A 26801-nucleotide genomic window follows, 5' to 3' on the forward strand; every position below is an offset into this window, starting at 1 on the left:
TCCCAGCAGGTCAGGGCCCATGCGAGACTCCGGCGGGGGTCACACGGGCGCGTGCCCGTGGGGGAGGAACGACCGGGTGGGAAGCATCCAGTGCGCGGGAGCAGAAGAGGTACGGCGGCGGCGACCGCCGTGGTGGCCGGGTTCATGACGGTGACGGCGGGCTGCGGCCTCATGGACGAGAGCGAGAGCGCGCCGGCGCCCTCCCCGGAGCCCACCATGCCGTTCACCAAGGAGACGGTGGCGGCGGAGATAGAGGCAGTGGCCCGCAACGGCGGGCTGCCGGTGGGGGACACCTCCATGGCCGGACTGCCGAAGGGCACCTGGCACACGTGCGTCGTGCCCTGGTGGGGTGACGCACCGGCGGCGGACGCAGCGGGCGCCTTCGAGGCGGCGGTGCGCAAGCTGCGCCAGCAGGACTGGGAGATCGTCTCCAGCCACGCCGAGCAGGACGTCACCTACCGCACCCTGGCCAAGCGCAACTGGAAGCTGTACGCCCGGCACTACACGCTGAAGGCCTCGGGCCCCGAGCAGCTCGTGTCGCTGACCGCCGTCGAGGACGGGTGCGAGCTGCCCGAGGACATCAGGGGCGGCTACGAGGACCCTGCCTGACGGCGGGGACGGGCGGGGCCCGGGGGCCTCGGTCCGACGTCGGGCCGGGGCTCAGGGCCCGGCCCGGCGTCAGGGGCGGCCACAGGGCCGGGCTCAGGCCTGGCAGCCCGAGTCGGCGATCACGAAGTGACCGGCCGGTGACTCCCGGAGCGTGTGGGTCAGGAAGACGTTGTACAGCCCCATGTCCTGCTCCGAACCGTTCGCGTAGGCGTGCCCGCCCGCGGTGTGCGCTCGGCCGGCCGTGACATGGGCGTAGTTCGTCGCCGTGAAGCACCGCGCCGGAGCCGTGCCGCCCGAGGTGGTCGCCGTGACCGGGGACGAGGTGACTCCCGCGGTGCCCGAGGAGCCGACCGCCGCCACCGTCCAGCGGTAGGTGGTCCCGGGAGCCAGCCCGGTGTCCGCGAAGGACGTCGTCGCCGTCGTGGCCACCTTCGCGCCGTCGCGGTACACCGCGTAGGAGGCGGCGCCCTCGACCGCGTTCCAGGCCAGGGAGGCGCCGCCGCTGGTGACCCCGGTGACCTTCAGTCCCGTGGGGGCGGGCAGTCCCTGCTCACCTCCCGGGCCGTCCTGGTCCAGCCCCCAGAACAGGCCCGTGTGGTACGCCGAGCAGATGGTGTTCAGGAAGTACGCGGCCGTCGCCCCGCACTGCTCGGTGCCCGGCCCCGGGCTCACCGGCAGGCCGTGCCCCATGCCCGCCACCGAGAACGTCTCCACTGCGGGCCGCCCTGCCGCGTCGGCGTAGACGCTCCGGGTGGTGCCGCCGGGCAGGCTCCGGGTGCTCGACGGGGTCTGGCCGATGCCCCAGACGTCGGTCCACTGGTCGCGCAGCGCCGTGGCGTTGGCCGGGTACACCGTGTAGTCCGAGGTGCCCTGCCAGATCGCGACCCGGGGCCAGGGACCGGTCCAGCCCGGGTAGGACGCGCGCACCTTGTCGCCCCACTGGGCGGGCGACAACTTCTGCGGGCCCGTCTGGCAGCCCGAGGCGGCGGCCTGGCTGGTGGCGCACTGGGCGGGCAGCCCGGAGGCCACGGAACCGCCCGCGAAGACGTCCGGATAGGCGGCCAGCAGATCGGCCGTCATCCCGCCGCCCGCGGAGAGCCCGGTCACGTAGATCCGGCGGCCGTCGGAGCCGTACGTCTGCTTGGCGTACTCGACCATCTGCACGACGGACGCCGCCTCGCCCCTGCCCCTGGTGCTCTCGGCCTGGTCGAACCACCCGAAGCAGGAGAGCGCGTTGTTGGCCGACGTGGTCTGCGGGAAGACGACGTCGAAGCCCCACAGGTCGGCGTACTTGGGCCAGCCCGAGCTGCTGTAGTACGCGCTGGCCGACTGGGTGCAGCCGTGGAGGGCCACGACGAGCGGCGCGCCGGCCGCCAGACCGTCCGGGGTGTAGGCGAACATCTGCAGATTGCCGGGGTTGGAGCCGAAGCCGGTGACCTGCACCAGACCGGCGGCGGCCGGGGCCGCGACGGCGGGGGCGGGCTGCGCGACGAGCAGGGCGAGCAGCCCGGCGGCGAGGGGAGCGAGGCGGCGGAACAGGCGTCGCAGGATCGGTGGGCACACGAGGGGGGCCTCCTTCGAGGGACGTGCGGATGCTGCCGGAACCTATGAGCCGGGGCCCCGACCGCCCATGTGGCAGAAGGCCACCCGCCGCGCACCGCTGTGTGCGGCGCTCCCCTTGCGCCCCCGCGCGGGCCCCCGGCGGTCCACGCCGCCGGCCGGTCCCCACCATGTACGCCGCCACCATGCGGCCGGCCCAGGGTGTGTGCACCGACCCCGTGTGATGCGGGCGGTGACGTCCATACGGTGACGCCCATGCAGACTTCCAGGACCCCCCAGCACGACCCTCTCGCCCCCTCCGCCCTCGCCGGCCGCACCGCCCTGGTCACCGGCGCGGCCAGCGGCATCGGGCTGGCCTGCGCCGAGGCGCTCGCCGCCGCGGGCGCCCACGTGCACGTGGTGGACAAGGCGGGTGACGCGGCCAAGAGCCTGGCGATACGGATCGGCGGCACGGCCTGGGTGGCCGACCTCTCCGTGGCCGAGGCGGTGGACGGACTGCCGGCCGACGCCGACATCGTGGTCAACAACGCGGGGCTCCAGCACGTGGCGCCGGTGCACGAGTTCCCGCCGGACCGCTTCTCGCTGATCCATCGCGTCATGGTGGAAGCACCGTTCCGCATCTTGCGCCGCACACTGCCCGGCATGTACGAACGCGGCTGGGGCCGCGTGGTCAACATCTCGTCCGTCCACGGACTGCGCGCCAGCCCCTACAAGTCGGCCTACGTCTCCGCCAAGCACGCACTGGAAGGGCTCAGCAAAGTGGTCGCACTCGAAGCCGCGCCGCACGGGGTGACGAGCAACTGCGTCAGCCCCGGCTACGTCCGCACGCCCCTGGTCGAGAACCAGATCGCCGACCAGGCCCGCAGCCACGGCATTCCGGAGCAGGACGTGGTCGGCCAGGTCTTCCTGGAGCGCAGCGCGATCAAGTCGCTGATCGAGCCCGGCGACGTGGCCGGGGCCGTCCTGTGGCTGTGCGGCCCCGGCGCCGCGCACATCACCGGCAGTTCCGTCGCGATGGACGGCGGCTGGACCGCCCACTGACCCGCCCGACCGCCCGCCCCCTCGAAGAGAACCCGGCCGCCCATGTCTGCACCCTCCCCCTCCGCCGCGCCCCTCCTGGCACGCCTCCTCGACCTGCTGGCCGACGACGCCCCCGCGGAGGCCCTGGGCGCCGTCACCTCGCAGGCCAGGGCCGCGGGCGTGCCCGCGGCCGAACTGGCCGAGGTGGAGCGGGCGGCCGCCACGGCGCTGCGCATCCGGGGCGCCCTGCGCCAGCACCGGCGCCGGGAGCTCCAGCTCACCGCCCTCTTCGACACGGCGGGGGACCTGGCGGCCTCCCGGGACCTGGACGACGTCCTGAAGGCGATCGTGCGGCGGGCCAGGATGCTGCTGGGCACCGACACCGCGTATCTCACGCTCCCCGACGAGGAGGCCGGGGACACCTACATGCGGGTGACCGACGGATCGGTGTCCGTGCTGTTCCAGCGGCTCCGGCTCGAACTGGGCGAAGGGCTCGGCGGACTGGTGGCGCAGACCGCCAGCCCGTACGCCACCCCCGACTACCGCACCGACGAACGCTTCCACCACACCCGCAACATCAACGCCGGCGTGCTGGACGAAGGGCTCGTCGCCATCCTGGGCGTCCCCCTGCTGCTCGGCTCCAGCAGGGGCGGCACGGGGAAGGTCATCGGTGTCCTCTTCGCCGCCGACCGCGCCGCCCGGGTCTTCAGCCCCGACGAGGTCGCCCTGCTCTGCTCGCTCGCCGCGCACGCCGCGATCGCCATCGACACCGCCCGCGCGCTCGACGACACCCGCACCGCCCTCGCCGAACTCGCCGGGGCGAACGCGGAACTGGCCGAGGCGAACGCCGCCGTACGCGCCCACTCCGCCGCCATGCAGCGTGCCGAGGAGGCGCACGACCGGCTCACCGACCTGGTGCTGCGCGGCGGCGACGTGAAGGACGTCGCCGTGTCCGTCGCCGGGCTGCTCGACAGCCCTCTGACGATCCACGACCCGGGCGGACGCCCGCTGGCGGCCGTACGGCCCGACGGCTCCGACTTCGCCGCCGACAGCATGGACGCCGGATGGCTCGCCGGCAGCGCCGACGAGTCCCGGCTCGGCGCGCGCGCCGTGCACCGCGACGGCCGGTGGATCTGCGCCGTGCTCGCAGGCCAGGAACTCCTCGCCGGCCTGGTCCTGCACCGGCCGGACCGGCTCGACGACTCCGACCGCCGGCTCTTCGAACGCGCGGCCGTCGTCACCGGCCTGCTCCTGCTGCTGCGCCGCACGGTCGCCGAGACGGAGAACCGGATACGCGGCGAGCTCATCAGCGACCTGCTGGGCGACCCGGACCGCGATCCGGCCGGGCTCGCCGAGCGTGGCCGCAGGCTCGGCATCGACCTGGACCGGCCGCACCTGCTGCTGGTGGCGGAGGCCGCGGCCCGCGAGAAGCTCGGCGGCGCCGCCATGCGGTACCTGTTCGGCGGGGACATCCACGGGGTGAGCGCCGAACACGCGGGCACGATCGTGCTGCTGATCGACTGCGACGGCGAGGGTATGCCCGCGGGAGCTGCCGCACGCACGGCGGCGGCGCAGCTCGGGCACCTCGTCCAGGCGCCCGTCACCGTCGCCGGCACGGGCCCGGCGGCCGGAACCCGCGAACTCGCCGCCGCCTACGCGGAGGCCGCGCGCTGCCTGCGCGCCATGCGGGTGCTGGGACGCGAGGGCGAGGGCGCCTGCGTCGGCGAACTCGGCTTCCTCGGCGTCGTCCTGGGCAACGCCAAGGACGTGGACGGCTTCGTGACGAGCGTGCTGGGACCGCTGCTGCGCTACGACGAGCGGCGCGGCACCCAGCTGGTGCGGACCCTGCGGGCGTACTTCGGCGCGGGCGGCAGCCTGATCCGGGCCAAGGACGAGCTGCACGTCCACGTGAACACGGTCGTGCAGCGCCTCGACCGGATCCAGGTGCTGCTCGGCCGCGACTGGAACGAGCCGGACCGCGCCCTGGAACTGCAACTCGCCCTGCGCCTGCACCTGCTGTCCGGCGGGCGGGCGGGCTGAGCCCTCCCGCCGCACCCTCAGACCGGGACCGCCGCCAGCAGCGCCTCGGCGACCTGGCCGGCACCCTTTTCTCCCGTCAGGACCGTGTAGTGGTTGACGTCGTCGACCCGCACCGCTCTCACCCGCGTCCCGGGCTGCCCCGCCGCCGTCAGCCGGGCCTCGTCGTACAGCCCCTGCTCCTCGTTCATCAGCCCCCGCTGCGCCCACAACAGCGTCGCGGGGCCGGGGAGTTCGCGCACCGCGGCGAGCACCTCCTCCTGGAACAGGCCCACCCCGTCCGTACGGACCGCCTCCAGGAGGCAGCCGGAGCGCAGCGCCGGCTCCTCACCCGTCAGGTCGCGCTGGATGTACGCGTCGACCTCGGGTGTCCAGGCCTCGCCCCCGAACGCCGGATGGGCCCGCCAGAACGACCGGTAGGCGTCCCGGTCGGGGAAGGTCATCGACAGCCGGTCCATGGCCGGGCCGATCACCGCCGTGATCAGCTCGTCCGCCGACAGATGGGTGGGTGCGGGAAAGCCGAACCCCCCGTCGACGAGCACCGGCGGCCCGAACAGCCCGGGATGCCGTACGGCCGCCAGCGCCGCCACGAAGGCCCCCATCGAATGGCCCGCGAGCACCACCCGCTCCCCGCCGAGCGCCTCGGCGAGCGCCGCGACGTCGTCCGCGTGCGCGGCGATGCCGTACGGGCCGGGCAGCGTGGCGCTGGCCCCCCGGCCGCGCAGGTCCGGGGCGACCAGGGTGGCCCGGCCGTCCAGCAGACGGGCCACCGCGCCCCAGGAGAGCGCGTTCGCCGTGATGCCGTGCAGCGCGACGGCCACCGGGGCGCCGGGATCGCGGGCGGGCCAGCGCAGCGCGGCCAGTTCACCTCCGGCGACCGGGACGCGTATCTCCTCGTACGGGGTCATCGCTTCTCCTCACGGGTCCGGCGCAGTCGGGACGGCAGCCCCACCAGGCCGCCGGGCAGCAGGTGTACCACGGCCACGAACAGCACCCCCAGCAGGAACAGCGGCTGGGAGAGCGGCACCCGCAGGACCGCGGGGAGATCGGCGACCGCCCCCGAGCCGGCGAGATCGCCGAGCCGGTGGTCGGCCCAGGTGTAGAGGATGCCGCCGACCATCGGGCCCCAGCGGGTGCCCGATCCGCCGAGCACCACCATCACCAGCAGCGACAGCGTGAAGTCGGAGGTCGTCGTCTGAGGGGTGGATCCGCCGGTCAGCAGCAGATGGACGAGCCCGCCGGCCGCCGCCAGGGCCCCCGCGAGGACGAAGGCCGTCAGCTTGAACCCGTACGGCTTCAGGCCCAGCACCTCCACCCTGCGCTCGTTCTCCTTGATGCCCTCCCAGACCCGGCCCGTGGGGGAGCGCACCGCCCAGTGGACGACGCCGAGCGTGAGGACGAGATAGGCGAGCGTGATCCAGTACAGGTTCGCGGTGTGGCCGATGCCGACGAGCCAGGACGGCAGCAGCTCCGCCGGAGCCGCGCGGCCCTCCTCGCCGCCGGTCAGACCGCCCGGGTTGCGGGAGACCAGGATCGATCCGGCCTGCGCGAAGGCCAGCGTCACCATGGAGAACCCGATGCCCGTGACCCGCAGGCTCACCGAACCGAGCACCAGGGCGAGGGCCGTGCCGAAGCACAGTCCGAGGACGGCGGCGACGGCGAACGGCAGCCCCGCCTCCAGCAGGAACATGTTCGTGGCGTAACTGCCCGCCGCGAAGTACAGGGCGTGACCGAAGGAGAGCAGACCGGTCCGGCCCAGCAGCAGGTCGTAGCCGGTGGCCAGGGCGCCGAACAGCAGGCAGGTGGCCAGCAGTTGCAGGCTTCCCGGGCTGCCCACCGGACCGTCCAGCAGACCGGGCAGGGGCAGTGCGCTGTACGGCGCGACGATCAGGAGCACGAGGGCGGCGGCCGGCCACCAGCGCAGCGGCCGGCGCCTGTCACGGACCGGAGCCGTGCTCGCGGCGGCGGGTGCGGATGTCGTGGCGGTGCTCACGCGAGCCTCCCGGTCAGTCCGCGCGGCCGGACGAGCAGCAGCGCGGCCAGCAGGACGACGACGGCCAGGTCGCCGAGGCCCGCTGCGGTGTAGTAGTTGGCGAACTGCTGGACCAGGCCGATGACGACGGCCGCCACCGCGGCGCCGGTCACCGAACCCATGCCGCCCGTGACCACGACCACGAACGCGAAGATCAGCAGCGAGGTGCCCTGCCGGGGGTCGACCGAGCCGAAGTACAGCCCGCCCAGCGCCCCGCCGAGCGCGGCGGCGCAGCCGCCGATCGCGAAGACCAGCGTGAACGCCTTGCGCACGTCGATGCCCAGTGCCGTCACCATGGCCCGGTCCTCGACACCGGCCCGCACGACCAGGCCGTGCCGGGTCCGGCCGAGGAAGAGCCGCAGCGCGACCAGGACGACGACCGCCGCCGCGACCAGCACCAGCCGGTTGACCGGGACCTCGGCGCCCAGCAGCCCGAAGGTGCCGGACAGCGCATCGGGCCCCGGGAAGGTCCGGGCGTCCGAGCCCCAGATGCCCGACAGCAGGGCGGGCACGGCGAGCCCCACCCCCACCGTGGCCAGCACCTGTTCGCGGGGCCGGGTGTACAGGGGCCGTACGACGGCCAGTTCCAGCACCACGGCGGCCAGGGTGCCCACCGCCGTACCGAAGAGGACCGCCAGCGCGAAGCCCCAGCCGCCAGGGCCCGCGCCGGGCAGATGGCCGGAGGCCGCCCACCAGGTGCCGTACGCGCCGATCGAGAGCAGCGCCCCGTGGGCGAAGTTGAGCACGTCCATCAGGCCGAAGATCAGCGAGAGCCCCGACGCGACGAGGAAGTAGAGCGCCCCCAGACCGAGTCCGGTCATGGTGAGCAGCACGATGGTGGACATCAGGAATCCGCCTCCGCGGTGTGAGGGGCGAGCGGGCCCCGGCCCACGCCGAGCAGCCGGCGGGTGGCCTCCGCGTCGCCCAGCAGCGCGGCGGCCTCGCCCTGATGGGCCGTCCGTCCGTCGGCGAGCACCACGCAGTGCTCGGCGAGCCGGCGCACGACGGCGAGATTCTGCTCGACGAGCAGCACCGGCACCGCCTCGGCGGCACGCTCCAGCACCCGGGCCACCTCGGTGACCACCTTGGGGGCCAGGCCCTTGGTGGGCTCGTCCGCGATGATCAGCCGGTTGCCGTTGAGCAGGGTGCGCCCGATGGCCACCATCTGCTGCTGGCCGCCGGACAGCGTTCCCGCCAACTGCCGCTCGCGGCGCTTCAGCTCGGGGAAGAGTTCGTGGACGAGGCCGTACGCCGGCCCGTCCGCGCCCCGGCGTTCGGCCAGGCGCAGGTTCTCGGCGACGGTGAGACCGGCGAAGACTCCCCGGTCCTCGGGCGCGTAGCCGATGCCCCGGCGGACCAGGGCGTGCGTGGGCAGTCCCACGGTCTCCTCGCCGTCGAGGCGCACGCTCCCGGCGCGCGGCACCAGTCCGAGCACGCCGCGTACGGTCGTCGTCTTCCCGGCGCCGTTGCGGCCGAGCAGCGCGGTCACGCCGTGGCGTGCCACGTCCAGGTCCACGCCGTGCAGGATGTGCCGGCCGCCGATCAGGACGCGCAGGTCCCGTACGGCGAGCAGCGCGGGGGCGGTCACAGTCCCTCCCCGAGGTAGGCCTGCTGGACGACGGGGTCGGCGGTCACCGCGCCCGGGGTGTCCAGGGCGAGGAGGCGGCCGTGGTGCATCACGGCCAGCCGGTCCGCGAGACCCAGCAGGACGTCCATGTGGTGTTCGACCATGAGGACGGTGCGGCCCTCGTCGACGTGCAGGGTGCGGATCAGCTCGGTGAGGGCCGGGACCTCCTCGGCGCTCACCCCGGCCATCGGCTCGTCCAGCAGCATGATCCGCGGCTCGCCGACCAGCAGCACCGCGAGCTCCAGCTTGCGCTTCTCGCCGTGCGAGAGCTCGGCCGCACTCGCCCCGGCGCGGTGGCCGAGACCGGTGCGCTCCAGGACGCCGGTCACCTCGGCGGCGTACGCGGAAGCCCGCCGCCAGAGGCGGTGCGAGCCGCCCTGCCGGGCCTGGGCGGCCAGCCGCACGTGCTCGGCCACCGTCATCTGCGGCCAGAGGCTGGAGGTCTGGAACGTCCTGCCGATCCCGCGCCGCGCACGCGTGTGCACGGGCAGGTCCGTCAGGTCCGCGCCGTCCAGTGTCAGCGAGCCCGCGGTGGGCCGCACGATCCCGCTGACCAGGTTGAACAGGGAGGTCTTGCCCGCCCCGTTGGGCCCGATGAAGGCGAGGAACTCGCCCTCCCGGACATCGACCGTGACGTCCTCGACGATCGCCGCCCCGCCGACGCGCCAGCCCAGCCCGTCCAGCCGGAGCACGGGCGCGGCCACGCGTGCTCCCTCCTCCCGCGCGGTGGCGGTCCCGGATGCGGTCACCGGTCAGCCCGCCGAGGGCTTCGAGGGCTTCGAGGGCTTCGAGGGCTTCGCGGGCGGAGCCACCGTCCCGCTCGGCTGTGTGCTCACCAGTTCGGGCTTCGCGGCGGCGCCCACACCGTTGAGCTTGGCCACGAACATCGGCTGCACCAGGGCGTGGTCACCGGCACGGATCTCCTCCCGGCCCTTCACCCCGTCGAAGCTCCAGCCCTCCAGCGCCTTCACCATGGCGGCGGTGTCCGTGGCGCTGCCCTCCTCGACGGCCCGCACGATCATCTGCGCCGCGGTGAACCCGTCGGGGGTGAACAGGTCGGGGGTGCCACCCGCCTTCTCGACCCCGTCGAGCATGGCCTTCTCCACGGCGTTGCCGCCGCCCGCCCCGGGGAAGTAGTGCGCGAGGAAGGAGACCTTCGCGCCGGCGGCCCCGAAGACCGGGTACGAGGCCGTCCCCGCCAGGCCCGTGACGACCTTGGCCGCCGTCAGCACCCCCTGCTGGTCCAGCGCGGTCCACAACGCGGGGGCGGTCGCACCGGCCCAGGCGACGAAGACCAGGTCGGGACCGCCCGCCTTGACCTGCCGGGCGAAGGGCGTCAGGTCCGTGGCGCTGGGCGGCGCCAGCACGGAGCCGACCTTCGCCCCCTTGGCGCCCAGGACCGCCTCGACGGCGGCGACGTTGGCCTGGCCGAAGGTGGAGTCCTGCGCCAGGACCGTGACCTTCTTGCCCTCGGCGTCCCCGAGCATGGTGCCCGCGGTGAGGATGTCCTGGTAGGACTGCCGTCCCGAGCGGAAGGTGTACGTGTTGACCCCGGTGACCGCGTCCGTGGCGGCCGGGCCGTTGACGTACAGCACCTTGTTCTGGGCGGCCAGCGGGGCCATCTGGAGGGCGACCCCGGAGTCGGTCGTGCCGGCCAGCACCTTGTAGCCCTTGCCGATCAGGTTCTTCGCTGCCGAGACCGCCTTGCCCGGGTCACCGGCGTCGTCCTGCTCGGTGACCTCGATGCGATGGCCGCCCGCCTTGCCGGTGCCCTTCGTCGCGTAGTCGAGGCCCGCCATGAACCCGTCGCGGTACTGCTTCCCGTACGCGGCGAGCAGTCCCGTACGGGAGTAGACGAGACCCACCTTCACGGCCTCGTCCTCCCCCTTGCCGGACCCGGATCCGCTGCCCGCCTGCCCGGCGGCGGTGCAGCCGGCCAGGAGGAGACCCGCGGCGCCGAGCGCGGCCGTGGTCAGGGTTCTTCTGTGGACGGTGCCAACGGCTCTGCGACGCATGGTGACCGGCTCCTCGGCGTGGTTCGGGTGATGTGGGCCGAACCGTACGAACACCGTGGCGCCGTCGACATGGTGCAGGGCACCTCACCTCGGCGGGTGCCGGTGTGGGCACCGCACATGGGCGCGCCTCAGCGGGTGTCCGCCGGGGAGTCGATCAGCCCGCACACCGTCTCGATGTCCCGCTTCACCTGAGCGATGGACTCCCGCCCCGACAGCCAGGTGATCAGGGCGGAGTGCCAGGTGTGCTCGATGACGCGGACCACGGACAACTGCTCCTGCGAGGGCTCCTCCACCCCCATCGCGTCCAGGACGATCGCCGTCGTCAGCCGGGACACGGCGTCCACCTCGGCGCTCACGCCGCGGTCCGCGAAGGTCAGCGCCCGCACCATGGCGTCCGCCAGGTGGGGATCGCGCTGGAGCGCCCGGAAGGCCCGCATCAGGGTCTCGGCGACCCGCTGGGCGGCGTCGTCCCCGGCGGGCGGCTGCCTGCGGAGGGTGACGTGCAGGTGCTGGAGCTGGTCCTGCATGACCGCCACCAGGAGGTGGATCTTCGAGGGGAAGTAGCGGTACAGCGTGCCCAGGGCGACGCCCGCCGCGTCCGCCACCTCACGCATCTGCACCGCCTCGAAGCCGCCCCGCCCGGCGAGCTGGACCCCGGCCTGCAGAATGCTGCGGCGACGGGCCTCCTGGCGTTCCGTCAGGGGCGGCACGGCCGGCCTGGCTTCCGCTGTCATCTGTCCCCATTCAAAAAGGGAGAACCGGTTCCCTGTCCGGACGGGCGGCCTCTCCGGGCGCGCACAGCCCGCCAGGGCCTCCGCCGTGGCGCGAATCACCTGATCCGGCCGTCACGCCGACGCTACCTGCCGGTAGATTCGGTGCGGGTTGAACGAACGAGTCTGAAACTTGTTCTAGATTAGCGCGACCGGTTACGCTCCGGCGAACACGCAGTGATGAAGGGGGCCGAGTGTGACCGCTGAGGCCATAGAGACGGGCCCCTTCGAGGGCGGCGGCGCGTCGGGCACCGACGGTGACCGGCCGTTGCGCATCGCGCTCCTGACCTACAAGGGCAACCCCTTCTGCGGTGGCCAGGGTGTCTACGTACGCCACCTCGGCCGCGAGCTGGCCCGGCTGGGCCACAGCGTCGAGGTGATCGGCTCGCAGCCGTACCCCGTGCTCGACGAGGGCGTCCCGCTCACCGAGCTGCCGAGCCTGGACCTCTACCGCCAGCCCGACCCGTTCCGCACCCCGGGACGCGGCGAGTACCGCGACTGGATCGACCTGGCCGAGGTCGCCACCATGTGGACCGGGGGATTCCCCGAGCCCCTCACCTTCAGCCTGCGGGCCCGCCGGCATCTCCTGGCCAGGCGCGGCGACTTCGACGTCGTGCACGACAACCAGACGCTCGGCTACGGCCTGCTCGGGGACCTCGGCGCCCCCCTCGTCACCACGATCCACCACCCGATCACGGTCGACCGCCAACTGGACCTGGACGCCGCGGAGTCGGTGCGGCGCCGCCTCTCGGTCCGCCGCTGGTACGGCTTCACCCGCATGCAGAAGCGCGTCGCCCGCCGGCTGCCCTCCGTCCTCACCGTCTCCGGCTCGTCGCAGCAGGAGATCACCGAGCACCTCGGTGTGCGCCGGGAGCGCATCCGCGTCGTCCACATCGGCGCCGACACCGACCTCTGGTCGCCGGACCCCTCGGTCGCGGAGGTCCCCGGACGGATTGTCACCACCTCCAGCGCGGACGTCCCGCTCAAGGGCCTCGTCCACCTCGTGGAGGCGCTCGCCAAGCTCCGCACCGAGAACCCCGCGGCGCACCTCGTCGTCGTCGGCAAGCGGGCCGAGGACGGACCCGTCGCCCAGGCGATCGAGCGCTACGGCCTCCAGGACGCCGTGGAGTTCGTCAAGGGCATCAGCGACGCCGAGCTCGTCGACCTGGTCCGCAGCGCCCAGGTCTCCTGCGTCCCCTCGCTGTACGAGGGCTTCTCGCTGCCCGCGGCCGAGGCCATGGCCACCGGGACCCCGCTGGTGGCCACCACAGGCGGCGCCATCCCGGAGGTCGCCGGCCCCGACGGGGAGACCTGTCTGGCCGTACCGCCCGGCGACGCGGGCGCCCTGGCCGCCGCCCTCCACCGGCTGCTCGGCGACAGCGCGCTGCGCGCCCGCCTGGGTGAGGCCGGCCGGGCCCGGGTCCTGGCCAACTTCACCTGGGCCAGGGCCGCCCTCGGCACCGTCGAGCTGTACCGTCAGTCGATCGCTGCCCGGGGGGCCCGCAGGTGAGCGACCCCGTGGCTCCCGGAATCCGTACCTCCGACCTCGAAGGCAGGCCCCCGTGCTGACCGTCGACTTCACCCGCTTCCCGCTCGCCGCAGGCGACCGAGTGCTCGATCTGGGCTGCGGCGCCGGCCGGCACGCCTTCGAGTGCTACCGGCGCGGTGCCCAGGTGGTGGCCCTCGACCGGAACGGCGAGGAGATCCGCGAGGTCGCGAAGTGGTTCGCCGCGATGAAGGAGGCCGGGGAGGCGCCGGCCGGTGCGACCGCCACCGCGATGGAGGGCGACGCGCTCAACCTGCCCTTCCCCGACGCGTCCTTCGACGTCGTGATCATCTCCGAGGTGATGGAGCACATCCCGGACGACAAGGGTGTGCTCGCCGAGATGGTCCGCGTACTGAAGCCCGGCGGCCGGATCGCGATCACCGTGCCCCGCTACGGCCCCGAGAAGGTCTGCTGGACCCTCTCCGACGCGTACCACGAGGTCGAGGGCGGCCACATCCGCATCTACAAGGCCGACGAGCTGCTCGGCAAGATCCGTGAGGCCGGACTCAAGCCCTACGGCACCCACCACGCCCACGCGCTGCACAGCCCGTACTGGTGGCTGAAGTGCGCGTTCGGAGTGGACAACGAGAAGGCGCTGCCGGTGCGGGCGTACCACAAGCTGCTGGTCTGGGACATCATGAAGAAGCCCCTGGCCACCCGGGTCGCCGAGCAGTTGCTCAACCCGGTCGTCGGCAAGAGCTTCGTGGCGTACGCGACCAAGCCGCACCTGCCGAAGGCCGAGGCGTGAGCACGCCGGAGCAGACCGAACACCTCGTCCTGCCGGGCGTCCTCACCGCCGAGCAGGCCGCCGAGACCGTGGCCGCGCTGCTCGCCGTGCAGCGTGAGGACGGGGCGCTGCCCTGGTTCCGCGGCCACCACCTCGACCCGTGGGACCACACCGAGGCCGCGATGGCCCTGGACGCGGCCGGTGAACACGAGGCCGCCGCACGCGCCTACGCCTGGCTGGCCCGCCACCAGAACGAGGACGGCTCCTGGTACGCCGCCTACCAAGACGGCGAGGCGGACCGGCCGACCGACCTGGGCCGGGAGACCAACTTCTGCGCCTACGTGGCCGTCGGCGTCTGGCACCACTACCTCGCCACCGGTGACGACGCGTTCGCCGACCGGATGTGGCCCACGGTCTACGCCGCGATGGAGTTCGTGCTGCGCCTCCAGCAGCCCGGCGGCCAGATCGGCTGGAAGCGCGAAGCCGACGGCACCCCCGTCACCGACGCCCTGCTGACCGGCTGCTCCTCCGTCTACCAGGCCCTGCGGTGCGCGCTGGCGCTGGCGGAGGAGCGCGAGGAGCCCCAGCCCGACTGGGAGCTCGCCGCCGGAGCACTCGGCCACGCGATCCGCAGCCACCCGGAGCGCTTCCTCGACAAGGACCGCTACTCGATGGACTGGTACTACCCGGTGCTCGGCGGCGCGCTCACCGGAGCCGAAGCGACGCGGCGGATCGAGGACGGCTGGGACCGCTTCGTGGTGCCCGGCCTCGGTGTGCGCTGCGTGATCCCCAACCCCTGGGTCACCGGGGGCGAGAGCTGCGAACTGGCCCTGGCGCTCTGGGTGACGGGGGAGTCGGACCGGGCCCTGGAGATCCTGCAGTCCGTCCAGCACCTGCGGGCCGAGGGCGGCCTGTACTGGACGGGCTACGTCTTCGAGGGTGAGCGGGCCTTCTGGCCCGAGGAACTCACCACCTGGACGGCGGGATCCCTGCTGCTCGCGGTGGCCGCGCTCGGAGGGGACGAGGCGACCACCGCGGTCTTCGGCGGCGAACGGCTGCCGAAGGGGCTGGAACCGGACTGCTGCCGTTAGGCCCTCACGTTCGGATCACGCCGGCTCGCGTGCGCTGGTCCCGCCTGATCCGGACGTAAGACCCTAGAAGCGGCGGACCCGCCCGGCCACCGCGTGACCGATGAACAGATAGACGACGGCGGCCAGACCGTAACCGGTGACGACGCGCGCCCACGCCTCGTCGAAGGTGAACAGGTCGTACGACCAGCCCGCCAGCCATCGGGCCGAGTCCTGGACCCACTGAACCAGGTCGTTGCCCCGGTTGGCGTCGAGCAGGTACATCAGGATCCACAGAATGATGATGAACGCCATGATGTCCGCTACGACGGCTATGACGCGTGCCGCTGTACTGCTTCCTGTGCCTGTTCTGGGAGACATGCTCTCCGGATTGCCGCTCCACCGGGAGTGAAACCCGTACGGCGTGTGCCGGGTGGCGGCCTGTCCCCGTAAGGGTGAGCCTGACCGTGGGTGCCGATGCCCGTCACTCATCGTGAAGTCCCCGGTCAGGGAGGCCCGTCGTGTTCCGCTGCGCAGCACTCCGCCGCCCCGTCGTGGCCCTCCTGCTGACCTGCTTCCTCCTGGCGGGCACCACCGCCTGCGGGGGCGACGACTCGGGGAACCGGGCGAGCAGCACGGCGAGCCCGAGCCCCACGACCTCGGCCCAGAAGCAGAAGTGGGCCAAGACGCGCTTCGTGGCCAACGCGGGCCTGGCGGCCGGTGCGGCGTACCAGTGGATCGTGAAGCCGTACCGAGCCGGCACCTTCAAGAAGGGCGCCGACGGTCGGACGCTCGCGGTGGTGAAGGCGGGGCTCGCGGGCGCCTTCGCGTACAACAGGCTCAAGGCCGCCGCGGAGAACGCCAAGGGCGACCCGCTGCTGTCGAAGGCCGTCGCGCCGCTGACCGCGGGCATCGACTCGCTCAAGGGCCTGGCGGCCAAGATGGGCAAGGGCGATCTGGGCGCCGGTGACGTGGGGGCCTTCGAGAGCGTCATCAACAGCGTCAAGGAGGCGGGGAAGAGCGCGGGGGCCGAGGTGACGAACAAGGTCCCCTCCCCTTCCCAGCTCGGCGGGTGAAACAGGGTGAGGGTGTCGAGCGGGCCGCGTAGGGTGCCTTGATGACTCTCCTCGAACACACCCGCTACTGCGACGAAATACTGGCCCAGACAGCCGAGTTGTCCGCTCTCGTGAAGGACGCGGACCTGAACCGCCGGGTACCCACCTGCCCCGCCTGGAATCTGCGCGAGCTCGTCGTCCACGTCGGGGGCGCCCACCGCTGGGCCGGGGAGATCGTCCGGGGCAGGGCGACCGAGGACGTCCCCGAGGACCGCGTGAGGGGCGCCGCCGGTCCGGAGGGCGACGACGCGGAGGCGTTGCGGGCCTGGCTGGTGGAAGGCGCCACCGAGACGGTGGACGCCCTGCGGGAAGCGGGGCCGGACACCCCGGTCTGGACCTGGGGCTGGGACCACCGAACGGCCTTCTGGGCCCGGCGCATGGCCCACGAGACAGTCGTCCACCGGGCGGACGCCGCCCTCGCCACGGGGACGGCCTACGCGGTGGCTCCCGACCTGGCCGCGGACACCGTCACGGAGTGGCTCCGGATCGTCGCCTTCGCACAGGCCGAGGGAGACCCGGAGGCGGCCGAACTCCGCGGTGGCGGACGGTCGTTGCACCTGCATGCCACGGACGTGCCGGGCGCGGAGTGGCTGATCGAGTTCGGCGAGGACGGCTTCACCTGGAGCCACGGCCACGCGAAGGCGACCGTGGCCCTCCGGGGCCCGCTGACCGAACTGATGCTGGCGTTCAACCGCAGGCAGAAGCCGGACGAAGGGGGTCTGGAAGTGCTGGGTGACCGGGGGCTCCTCGACTTCTGGCTGGACAGGTCGTCCTTCGGCTGAGGCCGGGTCCGTGCCGGACGGGCCGATGCGAAGGGCTCCGGACACGACGACGGCCCCCGCCCTTGCGGGCAGGGGCCGTTCGCGTGCGAAGGGTCAGCCGCGCTGGATGCCCGTGGTGTCCTGGAGCACACCACGACGGCCGTCCTGCGTCTGGGCGACGAGCCCGGGACCGCGCTGCTCGACCGCGAGGTACCACGTGCCGGGCGCCAGCTCGGCGATCGGGTTCGGGGCGCCGTCCTCGCCGTAGAGCGGACGGGCCACCGGCACCGCGAACCAGAACGGCGTGAAGTCGCCGGCCGGTGCGCCGCCGCCCTGGGGGGCCTGCTGCGCAGCCTGCTGCGGCTCCGGCGTGCCCGGCTGCGCGCCGTACGGCTGGGGCTGGCCCGGCTGGGCGCCGAAGGTCTGCTGGGCACCGGGGTAGCCGTAACCCTGGCCGGGCTGCTGGCCGTAGGCGGGCTGCACACTCTGCGCGGGACGCGGTGCGCCCACGAGCGGCGCCTTGAGCGCGGGAACCAGCGGGGTGGCCACCGCGCCGCCGGCCAGCGCGATGGCGGCCAGCAGGCCGAGGATGAGACCGGCGCCCGCGTCACCGGCGTCGATGATCGTCCAGAACATGGACCACAGGGAGAACACGGTGAACGCGGCGCCGAACTGGCCGAGTTCGAAACCGAGGACCTTACGGCCCGGCACGAAGCGGCTCACGATCAGCAGCGCGGCGCCGATGATGCCGGCCAGGTAGATGCTCATCAGGACGGACAGCGAGTCCCAGGCGTTCGCGCTGTAGCCGGAGCAGTCCACGCCCGAGGGGCAGTCGAAGCCGGAGAGGTCGAGGAAGGAGGCGATGAACAGCACGACCGCTGCTCCGATCACCACGCCGTCGCCTCGAGAGAGGGAGCGGATATTCACGTGAAGGTCCTTAGTCGGTCGTCTCGTCGGGGCGGTCGTCGCTGCCGCCTGAACGGCGGGTACGGCGCGAAGCTCGGGGCGGCTCCCCATCGTACGGATGAATCTATCGTCTGCCCGGGCGGGTTGTGGTGCTGCCCGGACCTCGGAGCCACTGTCCCCCCGATGTCGCCACTGTCATCGCGCGACTACCGCATCAGATAGCTGTTGATGCCCTCGGCGATACCGAGAGCGGCTTTCTGGCGCCAGCTCGCACTGGTGAGCAGAGCGGCATCCCGCGGATCACGCATGTTGCCGCATTCGATGAACACTTTGGGCACGGTCGACAGATTCAGCCCGCCGAGATCGTCACGGGTGTCGAGCCCGGTGTCCCCGCCGATGTAATTGGAAGGGGCGCTTCCGGTAGCCCGCACGAAGTTCCCCGCGATCCGTTCCCCCAGTTCCCGTGAAGGCGCGACGATCTTCGTGGTGTCGGCGCCGCCTCCGCTCACCGCTGCGGGAAGGATGACGTGGAAACCCCGGTTCCCGGTTGCGGAACCGTCCGCGTGGACCGAGACGACCGCGTCGGCCCCCGCCGCGTTGCCGATACGGGCCCGCTCGTCGACGCACGGGCCGAAGGGGCGGTCACCGTCCTGGGTGAGGACGACCTTCGCGCCTTCCCCCTCCAGGAGTGTGCGCAGGCGGCGGGAGACGTCGAGGGTGAAGAGGGCCTCCGCGTAACCGGCGTCGGTGGCCGTGCCCGTCGTGTCGCACTCCTTGTGCCCGGTGCCGATGGCGACCTGGGTGTTGATCTCGCGTGTGTGGTCGCGGTTGCCCGGGTTGTGCCCCGGGTCGATCACCACCGTGCGGCCCGTCAGCGGCCCCCGGGCGGCAGGCTTCGGCTTCGGCTTCGCGGAAGTGGACGCGGCCGAGGGGCTCGTTGCCTCCGGCGCCGAGGGCCTGGGCGAGGGTGTCCCGGGGGAGGCGGGCGCCGACGGCCTTGCGGCGCCCGCCTTGGCGTCACCCGGGGGCGGCCCGCCGTCGCCTCCGCCGCATCCCGCCGCGGTCAGGCAGGCGCCGGCCAGCGCCACTGCGGCGAACACGGGCCGGCGGCGCGGGCCCGGGCGCGGGGTGGGGGGAGCGAACTCGTCGTAGCGCACGCCGCGATGCTATCCGTGCCCCTCAGATCCCCGGCCCCGTACGCCGCAGCACGCGCAGTGAGTCCGTCACCGAGATCTCGGTGAACGCCCCTGATTCCAGGGCGCGTCGGTAGACGCGGTAGGGGGCCTGGCCGCCGTCGGCCGGGTCGGGGAAGACGTCGTGGATCACGAGCAGCCCGCCGTCGGCGACCTTCGGGGCCCAGCCCTCGTAGTCGCCGCCGGCGTGCTCGTCGGTGTGCCCGCCGTCGATGAACACGAAGCCGAGCTGCCCGCCCCACACAGCCGCCACCTGCGGGGACCGGCCCACGAGCGCCACCACATGCTCCTCCAGGCCCGCCCGGTGCAGGGTGCGGCGGAAGGAGGGCAGCGTGTCCATCAGGCCGATCTCCGGATCCACCACCGAGGGGTCGTGGTACTCCCAGCCCGGCTGCTGCTCCTCGCTGCCCCGGTGGTGGTCGACGGTCAGCGCCGTCACCCCGGCCGCGCGGGCGGCGTCCGCCAGCAGGATCGTGGAGCGCCCGCAGTACGTGCCGACCTCCAGCAGCGGGAGCCCGAGCGCGGCGGCCTCGACGGCTGCGGCGTACAGGGCGAGCCCCTCGCGCACCGGCATGAAGCCTTTGGCGCCCTCGAACGCGGCGAGGACCTCGGGCTCGGGTACGGCGGTCGGCTCGGCGGTCAAGGGGTTCCTCCTGGTGGGGCGGTGGATCGGACGGCGTCCCATCGTGCCGTACGCCCCCGCCGCGGGGAGCGGCGGGGGCGTACGGGTGGGGTGTGCCCGGGTCGGGGCAGGCCCCCGGCAGGGCTGCCGGGTCAGGTCAGCAGCTCTGCCAGAGCCGGGTCATGACCCGGACGCCGAAGCGCAGGCCTTCCAGCGGGACGCGTTCGTCCACGCCGTGGAAGAGCCGGCCGTAGTCCAGGTCGTGCGGGAGCTTCAGCCCCTTGAATCCGAAGCAGCGGATGCCCAGGTGGGTAAAGGCCTTGGCGTCCGTGCCGCCGGGGTTGCAGTACGGGACGGGGTGGCCGTCCGGGTCCTCCGCACGGACCGCGTCGCACATCGCGTCGACCAGCGGACCGTCGAAGGACGTCTCCAGCGCGATGTCGTGGTTGACCCACTCGCGGCTGACGGAGGGCAGCAGCAGCCGGTCGATCGTGTCGATCAGCTCCTGCTCGTGGCCGGGCAGGAAGCGTCCGTCGACCCGGGCGGTGGCCTTCCCCGGGATCACATTGGTCTGGTAACCCGCGCTGAACATGGTGGGGTTGGCGGAGTTGCGCAGCACCACCTGCATGAAGTCCGCCACCGGCCCGAGCCGGGACAGCGTGCCCTCGATGTCGTCCTCGTCGAACTCGACGCCGTAGAGGCGGGCGGCCTCCTCCAGCAGGGCGCGGACCGGTTCGATCAGCCGGACCGGGAAGGTCTCGCGCCCGATGCGGGTGAGGGACTCCGCGAGGTCGGTGACCGCGTTCTCGTCGTTGGGGGACGAGCCGTGGCCGGCCCGGCCGGCGGCGGTGAGCTCCATCCAGGCCATGCCGCGCTGGGCGTTCTCGATCGGGTAGAGCCTCCGGGTGTCGTCGATCGCGAACGAGAACCCGCCGCCCTCGCCGATCGCCTCGGTCGCCCCGGCGAAGAGCTCGGGGCGGTGCTCGACCAGCCAGTGGGCGCCGAACTTCCCGCCCGCCTCCTCGTCGGCGAGGAAGGCGAGGACGAGGTCCCGGGACGGCCGCGTACCGGTCCTGGCGAAGTGCCGGGCGGTGGCCAGCACGACCGCGACGGTGTCCTTCATGTCGATCGCGCCGCGTCCCCAGAGGTAGCCGTCCCGGATCTCCCCGGAGAACGGCGGCACCTGCCACTCGGAGGCGTCGGCGGGTACGACGTCGAGGTGGCCGTGGACCAGCAGGGCGCCCCGGGAGGGATCGGCGCCCGCGATGCGCGCGACGACGTTGGCACGGCCGGGCGCCGACTCGATCAGTACGGACTCGATGCCGGCCTCTGCGAGGCGGGCGACCACCCAGTCGGCAGCCGCTCGCTCGTCGCTGGTGGGGTTGGAGGTGTCGAAGCGGATCAGCTCGGCGCAGAGGCCGACGGCCTCCTCCTGGGCCTGTTCGGACGCGGGGACGATGCTCATGCCGCTCCTGCCGGGGTGGTGACGTGGGCGGCGGGCGCGGGGGTGTGCGCGTCGTCGTCCAGGGTGGAGGTGCCGTAGGGCTTGATCCAGCCCAGCAGGCCGAGCACGCAGTACAGCAGGAAGGCGGTGGCCAGGGAGTTGAGGGCCGGGATGCCGCCGTCGTAGAACTTGCCGACGCAGAAGGCGACCGCCCATACGGCCAACGACATCGGCACCCAGGTGGGAGAGGTCGCGGGCAGGGTCTGTGCCTCGCGGGTCTCGTCCAGTGGCCGCCGCATCCGCTTCACGACCCAGTACTCCGCGACGATGATCCCGCCGATCGGCGGGATCATCACGCCGAGCAGGGAGAGGAACTCCGTGAAGTGGGTCATGATGCCGACCGCGGAGAGGAGGGTGCCGGCGATACCGAGGGCGACGGTGACCACCCCGCGGTGCAGACGCCTGCCGAAGACGACCTGGAAGAAGTTGACGACGCCGAGCGAGGAGCCGTACAGGTTCCAGTCGTTGATCTTGGCGGTGGACATCAGGACCACGATCACGCCGAACGCACCCGAGGTGGAGAGCACGATGTGCGAGACCTCGCTGGACTTCACCAGGTGTCCGAGGAGCACGCCGACCATGCCGACGATGTACTCGGAGAGGATCATCGAGGAGGCGCTCTGCACGAAGACGTGCGAGCCCTTCCTGTTGTAGCGGGTCATCTCCGGGGAGACGATGGCGCCCGTCATGTAGCCGCCCGCGATCGCCGTGGCGGCCACCGCCAGCGGAATCGCCTCACCGGGCGGGGGCGAGCTCACCAGGTCGCCGATCGAGTGGTCGTTCAGCGTGGTGATCACCGACCAGGCGACCATGCCGAAGAAGAGCGGGGTGACGATCTTCGCGAAGAGGGCCATCCAGCGGAAGCCGAAGATCACCAGCGCGGTGATCGCGATGCCCGCGGCGACACACCACATCCAGGACGGTCCGCCGACGAGCGCCGAGACGCTGTTGCCGAAGATGGTGTTCTGGACGCCGAACCAGCCGACCAGGCTGACCGCGATGACGAAGCTGACCAGCGCCGAGCCGTTGCGGCCGAAGCCCACCCAGCGGGTCAGCATCGGTGTCGCGAGACCCTCACGCATCCCCGCCAGGCCGATCGCGAAGATCACGATCTCCAGGATCACCGCGCCGAGCGTGAAGGCCAGGAACGCGTCCCCGAAGGTCATCCCCACGCCGATGGTGGCACCCAGCGTGAACTGGGAGATCGACCCGGACTGGGCCAGCCACTGGAGGAGCATCGACCAGAAGCCGAAACGCTTGTCGCGCGGCACCCGTGAGAGCGAGTAGTCGTCGCTGCCGATGCTCTTGTTCTCGGGGGCCGTGGTGGCGGCCCGGCTGTCGGAAGCCATCAGGACTCCTGGGGTGTGCGGCCGAAGGTCTGCAGGTGAGCCAGCGACCCGTAGCGGTTGACGAGGTTGTCGAACTCCACCGCGTCGTGGAAGTCCAGGGTTCCGGCGCCGAAGGCCTTGGCGACCTCGACGGCGTACCGGGCGGCCGAGGCGATGTCCGTCTCGTGGCTCGCGCCGGTCTGGCAGCCCGGCACCGCGGCGGCCGAGGTGACCGCGAGACCGACGACCGGGGCGGCGGTCGCGGTGGAGGGCTGGAGGATCGAATTGATGTGGTGTGCACCGTTACCGTACGGCGTGATGTCCTGCGTGGTCACCGGGTACGTGACCAACGGCTCACCGGTCACCACCGCGAGAAGCTCGCCGAGCTGTTCGGAGACCCGGAGCACCCAGCCCTCCTTGACGGTGGGCGAGAGGGCCAGGCCCTTGTGGTTGATGATGCGGTTGCCCTTGGTGGTGTCGATGGAGAGCACGGCCTCCATCTCGCCGGTGACCTCGTGCCGGTTCATCGTGGCGATGTCCACCGGGGATCCCATGAACGGCACCGGGTCGTGCGGCTCGGTCGGGGCGCTCGGGCAGATGTGCGTGGCGACGATCACGTCGCCGGGCAGCGCGTCGCCCCGACGGCGCATGTCCAGCAGCTTTGCTGCGGTGGCGAGTGCCGAGACGGCACCGTCGGCGTCGGACACCAGCCCGGTCACCTCCGGCCGCGCGCCGACGCCTCCCAGGCGGCCGACCACGCCGAGCGTCCGGGCGCTGCCGCCCGAGGTACGTCCACGGGTGCCGGGGATGCGGACGAGTACGAAGTCCGTCGCCCCCCGGTCTCCGGTGACCGTCGTGACCTGCGCGGACGAGCCCTCGGCCCCGGCGACGGAGTCGAGGTATCCGGCGACCGACTTTCCGCCGGCCTGCGGGTCGTCCAGCAGCTCGACGATGTCCAGTACGTACTTCAGCATGGAGGGCCTTTCTCAGGAGCGGGACACCCGCCCGGCGCTCCTGCGGGAGAGCGCGGGGCGGGGTGCTGGAGCAACATTCGGGATCGGCTACCGTGGAACGCAACTCTTTCCCGTTATCTGCAATTCAGGTCTGAATGGTGAGATGCTGATGGCCGACTTCGATCTGGACCGGCGCACCCCGGCCGGTGCCCTGCAAACCGTCGACCGGGCGCTCCTGGTGCTGCTGGCCTTCGAGCGCACCCGGCCGGACTGGGGCGTCACCGAGGTCGCGGAGGAATTCGGCTGGGACACCTCGGTCGCGCAGCGCCTGCTGGCCACGCTCGCGGGCCGTGGCTTCCTGGTGTCCGACCCGGTCACGCGCCGCTACCGCATCGGACCGGCGGTCCTGCGCCTCGGCAGGCTCTGGGAGCGCTCCGGGTCGCTGGAGCTGCTGGCCGCGCCGGTGCTGGAGGAGCTGCGCCGGACGACCGGTGACACCGTCCTGTTCTGCCTGCCCGACAGCTTCCACATGCGGTGCGTGGCGGCCGAGGAGGGCGAGACCGGACCGCTGCGCTACTACCCGCTGGTCGGTGAGCTCTACCCGGCGCACGCAGGGGCCACCAGCAAGTCCTTCTACGCCTACCTGCCCGACGACCAGCGCCACCGGCTCTTCCGCGGCCGTCCCATGGCCCGCTTCACCGACCGGACCGTCACCGACCCGGACCTGCTGGAGCAGGAGTTCCTGAAGGTCCGCGCCCAGGGGTACGCCTGGACCGTCGGTGAGTACGACTCCGGGATCGCCACCGTCGCCGTCCCCGTGTTCCTGGGGCGCGAACCCTACGGCAGCCTCAGCCTCGGCGGGGGGGAGGACCGCTTCCGGGGAGCGCCCGAGGACCGGCTCGACGCGCTGCGGCACGCCGCCCGCCTGCTGGAGCAGCGGCTCACCCACCCGCCCCAGAGGCCGAAGTCCCGGGCCGGCCGCCCCCGTAGTGCCTGACCCCTGCCCGTACACCGCCCGGCCGGCCTCCGTGTGCCGCCGGCCCCACCCGCACGAGGAACCCCGTGAATCTGCTGCTGCTCTCCAACTCCACCCAGTACGGCCGCGGTTATCTGGAACACGCTCTGGACACCGTCACCGCGTTCCTCCCGGCGAACGCGCGGCTCGCCTTCGTGCCGTACGCGCTGGCCGCCCACGACGCGTACACCGCGCGCGTCCGCGCCGCCCTGGAGCCGTCCGGCATCAGCGTGCGCGGTGTCCACGAGAACGCCGACCCCGTCGCGGAACTCGCAGCCGCGGACGCCGTGTTCATCGGCGGCGGCAACTCCTTCCGGCTGCTGGACGCCCTGTACCGTACCGGCCTGCGCGAGGCGGTGCGCGACGCCGCACGGGACGGGCTGCCGTACATGGGCGCCAGCGCGGGCACCAACATGGCCGCGCCGACCCTCCGCACCTCCAACGACATGCCCATCGTGCAGCCGCCGTCCTTCGACGCGCTGTGCCTGGTGCCGTTCCAGATCAACCCGCACTACCTGGACCCGGACCCGGCCAGCACCCACAAGGGTGAGACGCGCGAGGAGCGGCTCGCCGAATTCCTGGAGGAGAACGACGTCCCCGTGCTCGGACTGCGCGAGGGCTCCTGGCTCCGCGTCCGCGAGGGCGAGGCGACGGTCCAGGGCGCCCTTCCCGCACGGCTGTTCAGCCGTGGTGCCCGGCCGCAGGAGCTCGCGGCCGGGACCGACGTGTCCCGGCTCCTGGCTACGGAGCCGAGGTTCGACGCTCCGGTGCGCTGACCGGCACCGCCGAGGGAGCGGCCTCCGCCGCCGCGAGCTCGTCGCCCGCGCTGCTGGCCAGCAGCACCGGGGACGCGGGCTGCTGCCTTGGCAGGAAAGCGGCCAGAGCCAGGCCGATCAGCACCGCCCCGGTCGCGATCATGAAGGAGGTCCGGAACCCCTCCATGGTGGGGACGTCCACTCCGCCCGCCCGTACCGAGGTGTTCGCCAGCACCATGCCGATGACCGCGCTCGACAGCGAGGTGCCGATCGAGCGCATCAGCGTGTTCAGCCCGTTGGCCGCACCGGTCTCGGACGCGTCGACCGCCCCGATGATCAGGGCGGGGAGCGAGGAGTACGCGAGCCCGATGCCGGCCCCGAGCACCACCGCGATCACCACTGTCTGCCAGGCGGCGCTCATCAGGCCGAGCCCGGCGCCGTAACCGACGGCGATGACCAGCATGCCCAGCACCAGGGTCGCCTTGGGGCCGCGCCGGGCGGAGAGCCGGGCGTACAGCGGGGCCACGAACATCATCGTCAGGCCCAGCGGCGCCACGCACAGACCCGCGACCACCATCGACTGCCCGAGTCCGTAGCCCGTCGACGTGGGCAGCTGGAGGAGCTGCGGCAGCACCAGCGACACGGCGTAGAAGGCCACCCCGACCATGATCGAGACGAGGTTGGTGAGCAGCACCTCACGCCGTGCGCTGGTCCGCAGATCGACCAGCGGCGCCGGGCTGCGCAGCTCGAAGAGGCCCCACAGCACCAGGATCACCAGGGACGCGGCGATCAGGCCGAGGGTCGCACCGGAGGTCCAGCCCCAGTCGCCGCCCTTGGTGACGGGGAGCAGCAGGCAGACCAGGCCGAGGGAGAGCCCCAGCGCCCCTGGGAGGTCGAAGCGGCCGGGCGCGCGCAGCGGCGGTTCCGGCACGACGAGGAAAGTCAGCGTCATGGCGAGCACACCCAGCGCGGCCGAGCCGAGGAAGAGCGCGTGCCAGTCGGCGTGCTGGGCGATGAGCGCGGCGGCGGGCAGCGCGAGTCCGCCGCCCACGCCTATGGACGAGCTCATCAGGGCCATGGCCGAGCCGAGCTTCTCGCGCGGCAGCACGTCGCGCATGATGCCGATACCCAGCGGGATGGCGCCCATGGCGAAGCCCTGGAGCGCCCGGCCCACGATCATGACCACGAGATCGTCGGTGGAGGCGCAGATCAGCGAGCCGACCACCATCACGGCGAGGCTGGCGAGCAGCATCCGCCGCTTGCCGTACAGATCGCCGAGACGGCCCATGATCGGGGTCGCGACGGCACCGGCGAGCAGGGTGGCCGTCATCACCCAGGTCGCGTCGGCCGGTGCGGTGCCGAGCAGGGACGGCAGGTCCTTGATGACGGGGACGAGCAGGGTCTGCATCACCGCGACGGTGATCCCCGCGAACGCGAGGACGGGGACGACCCCGCCGCTCCCGCGCCGGCGCGGGTCGGGAAGGGCCTCCCCGGCTTGCCGTTCGTTCGTCGTCCGTTGCATACGTATGGCCTCCGGGCAGGGAAAGGTGAGGAAGGGTGAGCGGACAGAGCATGTGACCGTGCGCCCAGGACGCACGGTCACCAAGTGTGTGCATGCTGAACGTTTCCGTATGCCCGC

The 26801-nt window shown here is 72.6% G+C and carries 26 protein-coding genes; 10 read left to right on the forward strand and 16 right to left on the reverse strand.

Annotated elements, in window-relative coordinates:
- Nucleotides 1-90: 90 nt before the first annotated feature.
- Nucleotides 91-609, forward strand: a complete 519-nt coding sequence (locus ABZY45_RS03305; RefSeq protein WP_356735569.1) for a hypothetical protein — start codon at nucleotides 91-93, stop codon at nucleotides 607-609.
- 93 nt (nucleotides 610-702) lie between these two features.
- Here the strand turns inward: ABZY45_RS03305 and ABZY45_RS03310 are convergent, their stop codons facing one another.
- The gene (locus ABZY45_RS03310; RefSeq protein WP_356735571.1) at nucleotides 703-2172 is read right to left on the reverse strand and encodes a PHB depolymerase family esterase; all 1470 of its coding nucleotides are present in this window, start codon (nucleotides 2170-2172) and stop codon (nucleotides 703-705) included.
- Nucleotides 2173-2424: 252 nt separating this feature from the next.
- Here ABZY45_RS03310 and ABZY45_RS03315 point away from each other — a divergent pair, with 252 nt between their 5' ends.
- Together ABZY45_RS03315 and ABZY45_RS03320 are read left to right on the forward strand one after the other, a co-directional pair.
- Entirely contained in the window at nucleotides 2425-3210 is a 786-nt protein-coding gene (locus ABZY45_RS03315) for a 3-hydroxybutyrate dehydrogenase (protein ID WP_356735573.1), read from the forward strand.
- Nucleotides 3211-3252: 42 nt separating this feature from the next.
- Nucleotides 3253-5229, forward strand: coding sequence for a GAF domain-containing protein (locus ABZY45_RS03320; RefSeq protein ID WP_356735575.1), 1977 nt, complete (start codon nucleotides 3253-3255; stop codon nucleotides 5227-5229).
- A 17-nt stretch (nucleotides 5230-5246) separates the two neighbouring features.
- Here ABZY45_RS03320 and ABZY45_RS03325 read toward each other — a convergent pair whose 3' ends face one another.
- From ABZY45_RS03325 to ABZY45_RS03355, 7 genes are all read right to left on the reverse strand, one after another.
- Nucleotides 5247-6134, reverse strand: a complete 888-nt coding sequence (locus ABZY45_RS03325) for an alpha/beta hydrolase (RefSeq protein WP_356735577.1) — start codon at nucleotides 6132-6134, stop codon at nucleotides 5247-5249.
- On the reverse strand, nucleotides 6131-7219 hold the full coding sequence (locus tag ABZY45_RS03330) for a branched-chain amino acid ABC transporter permease (protein WP_356735579.1): 1089 nt from the start codon (nucleotides 7217-7219) through the stop codon (nucleotides 6131-6133). Before ABZY45_RS03330 ends, ABZY45_RS03325 begins: the two co-directional genes overlap by 4 nt.
- Nucleotides 7216-8103 (reverse strand): branched-chain amino acid ABC transporter permease, encoded by an 888-nt coding sequence (locus ABZY45_RS03335; protein WP_356735581.1) that lies wholly within the window; start codon nucleotides 8101-8103, stop codon nucleotides 7216-7218. Before ABZY45_RS03335 ends, ABZY45_RS03330 begins: the two co-directional genes overlap by 4 nt.
- Nucleotides 8103-8846 (reverse strand): ABC transporter ATP-binding protein, encoded by a 744-nt coding sequence (locus ABZY45_RS03340; protein WP_356735583.1) that lies wholly within the window; start codon nucleotides 8844-8846, stop codon nucleotides 8103-8105. The genes ABZY45_RS03335 and ABZY45_RS03340 overlap by 1 nt, the downstream gene beginning before the upstream one ends.
- The gene (locus ABZY45_RS03345) at nucleotides 8843-9634 is read right to left on the reverse strand and encodes an ABC transporter ATP-binding protein (protein ID WP_356735585.1); all 792 of its coding nucleotides are present in this window, start codon (nucleotides 9632-9634) and stop codon (nucleotides 8843-8845) included. The genes ABZY45_RS03340 and ABZY45_RS03345 overlap by 4 nt, the downstream gene beginning before the upstream one ends.
- A gap of 3 nt (nucleotides 9635-9637) precedes the next feature.
- A complete protein-coding gene (locus ABZY45_RS03350) occupies nucleotides 9638-10900 on the reverse strand; it encodes a substrate-binding domain-containing protein (RefSeq protein WP_356735587.1) in 1263 nt (420 codons plus the stop codon).
- A 128-nt stretch (nucleotides 10901-11028) separates the two neighbouring features.
- A complete protein-coding gene (locus tag ABZY45_RS03355; protein ID WP_356735589.1) occupies nucleotides 11029-11634 on the reverse strand; it encodes a TetR family transcriptional regulator in 606 nt (201 codons plus the stop codon).
- A gap of 232 nt (nucleotides 11635-11866) precedes the next feature.
- Here ABZY45_RS03355 and ABZY45_RS03360 point away from each other — a divergent pair, with 232 nt between their 5' ends.
- The 3 genes from ABZY45_RS03360 to ABZY45_RS03370 are packed head-to-tail and all read left to right on the forward strand — an operon-like array spanning nucleotide 11867 to nucleotide 15034.
- Entirely contained in the window at nucleotides 11867-13180 is a 1314-nt protein-coding gene (locus ABZY45_RS03360) for a glycosyltransferase family 4 protein (RefSeq protein ID WP_356735591.1), read from the forward strand.
- 52 nt (nucleotides 13181-13232) lie between these two features.
- On the forward strand, nucleotides 13233-13964 hold the full coding sequence (locus tag ABZY45_RS03365) for a class I SAM-dependent methyltransferase (RefSeq protein ID WP_356735593.1): 732 nt from the start codon (nucleotides 13233-13235) through the stop codon (nucleotides 13962-13964).
- Nucleotides 13961-15034 (forward strand): prenyltransferase, encoded by a 1074-nt coding sequence (locus ABZY45_RS03370; RefSeq protein ID WP_356735595.1) that lies wholly within the window; start codon nucleotides 13961-13963, stop codon nucleotides 15032-15034. The genes ABZY45_RS03365 and ABZY45_RS03370 overlap by 4 nt, the downstream gene beginning before the upstream one ends.
- Nucleotides 15035-15097: 63 nt before the next feature.
- Here ABZY45_RS03370 and ABZY45_RS03375 read toward each other — a convergent pair whose 3' ends face one another.
- Nucleotides 15098-15391: a hypothetical protein gene (locus ABZY45_RS03375; protein ID WP_099172340.1), complete on the reverse strand. Its 294-nt coding sequence runs from the start codon at nucleotides 15389-15391 to the stop codon at nucleotides 15098-15100.
- A gap of 140 nt (nucleotides 15392-15531) precedes the next feature.
- Between ABZY45_RS03375 and ABZY45_RS03380 the strand changes: the two genes are divergently transcribed.
- Nucleotides 15532-16086, forward strand: coding sequence for a hypothetical protein (locus ABZY45_RS03380; RefSeq protein WP_356735598.1), 555 nt, complete (start codon nucleotides 15532-15534; stop codon nucleotides 16084-16086).
- A gap of 41 nt (nucleotides 16087-16127) precedes the next feature.
- Entirely contained in the window at nucleotides 16128-16907 is a 780-nt protein-coding gene (locus tag ABZY45_RS03385; protein ID WP_356735600.1) for a maleylpyruvate isomerase family mycothiol-dependent enzyme, read from the forward strand.
- A gap of 93 nt (nucleotides 16908-17000) precedes the next feature.
- Here the strand turns inward: ABZY45_RS03385 and ABZY45_RS03390 are convergent, their stop codons facing one another.
- The 6 genes from ABZY45_RS03390 to ABZY45_RS03415 all read right to left on the reverse strand — a co-directional run bounded on the left by ABZY45_RS03390 (nucleotide 17001) and on the right by ABZY45_RS03415 (nucleotide 23413).
- Nucleotides 17001-17813 (reverse strand): hypothetical protein, encoded by an 813-nt coding sequence (locus ABZY45_RS03390; protein WP_356735602.1) that lies wholly within the window; start codon nucleotides 17811-17813, stop codon nucleotides 17001-17003.
- Nucleotides 17814-17998: 185 nt separating this feature from the next.
- Nucleotides 17999-18949, reverse strand: coding sequence for an N-acetylmuramoyl-L-alanine amidase (locus tag ABZY45_RS03395; protein ID WP_356735604.1), 951 nt, complete (start codon nucleotides 18947-18949; stop codon nucleotides 17999-18001).
- A gap of 22 nt (nucleotides 18950-18971) precedes the next feature.
- On the reverse strand, nucleotides 18972-19628 hold the full coding sequence (locus ABZY45_RS03400; protein ID WP_356735606.1) for a class I SAM-dependent methyltransferase: 657 nt from the start codon (nucleotides 19626-19628) through the stop codon (nucleotides 18972-18974).
- Between the two features lie 136 nt (nucleotides 19629-19764).
- On the reverse strand, nucleotides 19765-21072 hold the full coding sequence (locus ABZY45_RS03405) for a M20/M25/M40 family metallo-hydrolase (RefSeq protein ID WP_356735608.1): 1308 nt from the start codon (nucleotides 21070-21072) through the stop codon (nucleotides 19765-19767).
- Nucleotides 21069-22460 carry a cytosine permease gene (locus ABZY45_RS03410; RefSeq protein ID WP_356735610.1) on the reverse strand — a complete coding sequence of 464 codons (1392 nt, stop codon included), beginning with the start codon at nucleotides 22458-22460 and terminating at the stop codon, nucleotides 21069-21071. Before ABZY45_RS03410 ends, ABZY45_RS03405 begins: the two co-directional genes overlap by 4 nt.
- The gene (locus tag ABZY45_RS03415) at nucleotides 22460-23413 is read right to left on the reverse strand and encodes a DUF1177 domain-containing protein (protein WP_356735612.1); all 954 of its coding nucleotides are present in this window, start codon (nucleotides 23411-23413) and stop codon (nucleotides 22460-22462) included. Before ABZY45_RS03415 ends, ABZY45_RS03410 begins: the two co-directional genes overlap by 1 nt.
- A 148-nt stretch (nucleotides 23414-23561) precedes the next feature.
- On the opposite strand from ABZY45_RS03415, the gene ABZY45_RS03420 reads away from it, so the two are divergent.
- Both ABZY45_RS03420 and pepE read left to right on the forward strand, forming a co-directional pair.
- Nucleotides 23562-24389, forward strand: coding sequence for an IclR family transcriptional regulator (locus tag ABZY45_RS03420; RefSeq protein ID WP_356735614.1), 828 nt, complete (start codon nucleotides 23562-23564; stop codon nucleotides 24387-24389).
- A gap of 65 nt (nucleotides 24390-24454) precedes the next feature.
- Nucleotides 24455-25183: a dipeptidase PepE gene (gene pepE, locus ABZY45_RS03425; protein ID WP_356735616.1), complete on the forward strand. Its 729-nt coding sequence runs from the start codon at nucleotides 24455-24457 to the stop codon at nucleotides 25181-25183.
- Here the strand turns inward: pepE and ABZY45_RS03430 are convergent.
- Nucleotides 25149-26684 (reverse strand): MFS transporter, encoded by a 1536-nt coding sequence (locus ABZY45_RS03430; RefSeq protein ID WP_356735618.1) that lies wholly within the window; start codon nucleotides 26682-26684, stop codon nucleotides 25149-25151. The genes pepE and ABZY45_RS03430 overlap by 35 nt on opposite strands.
- Nucleotides 26685-26801 lie beyond the last annotated feature (117 nt).

Source organism: Streptomyces sp. NPDC006516 (assembly GCF_040611875.1).
Classification (GTDB): domain Bacteria; phylum Actinomycetota; class Actinomycetes; order Streptomycetales; family Streptomycetaceae; genus Streptomyces.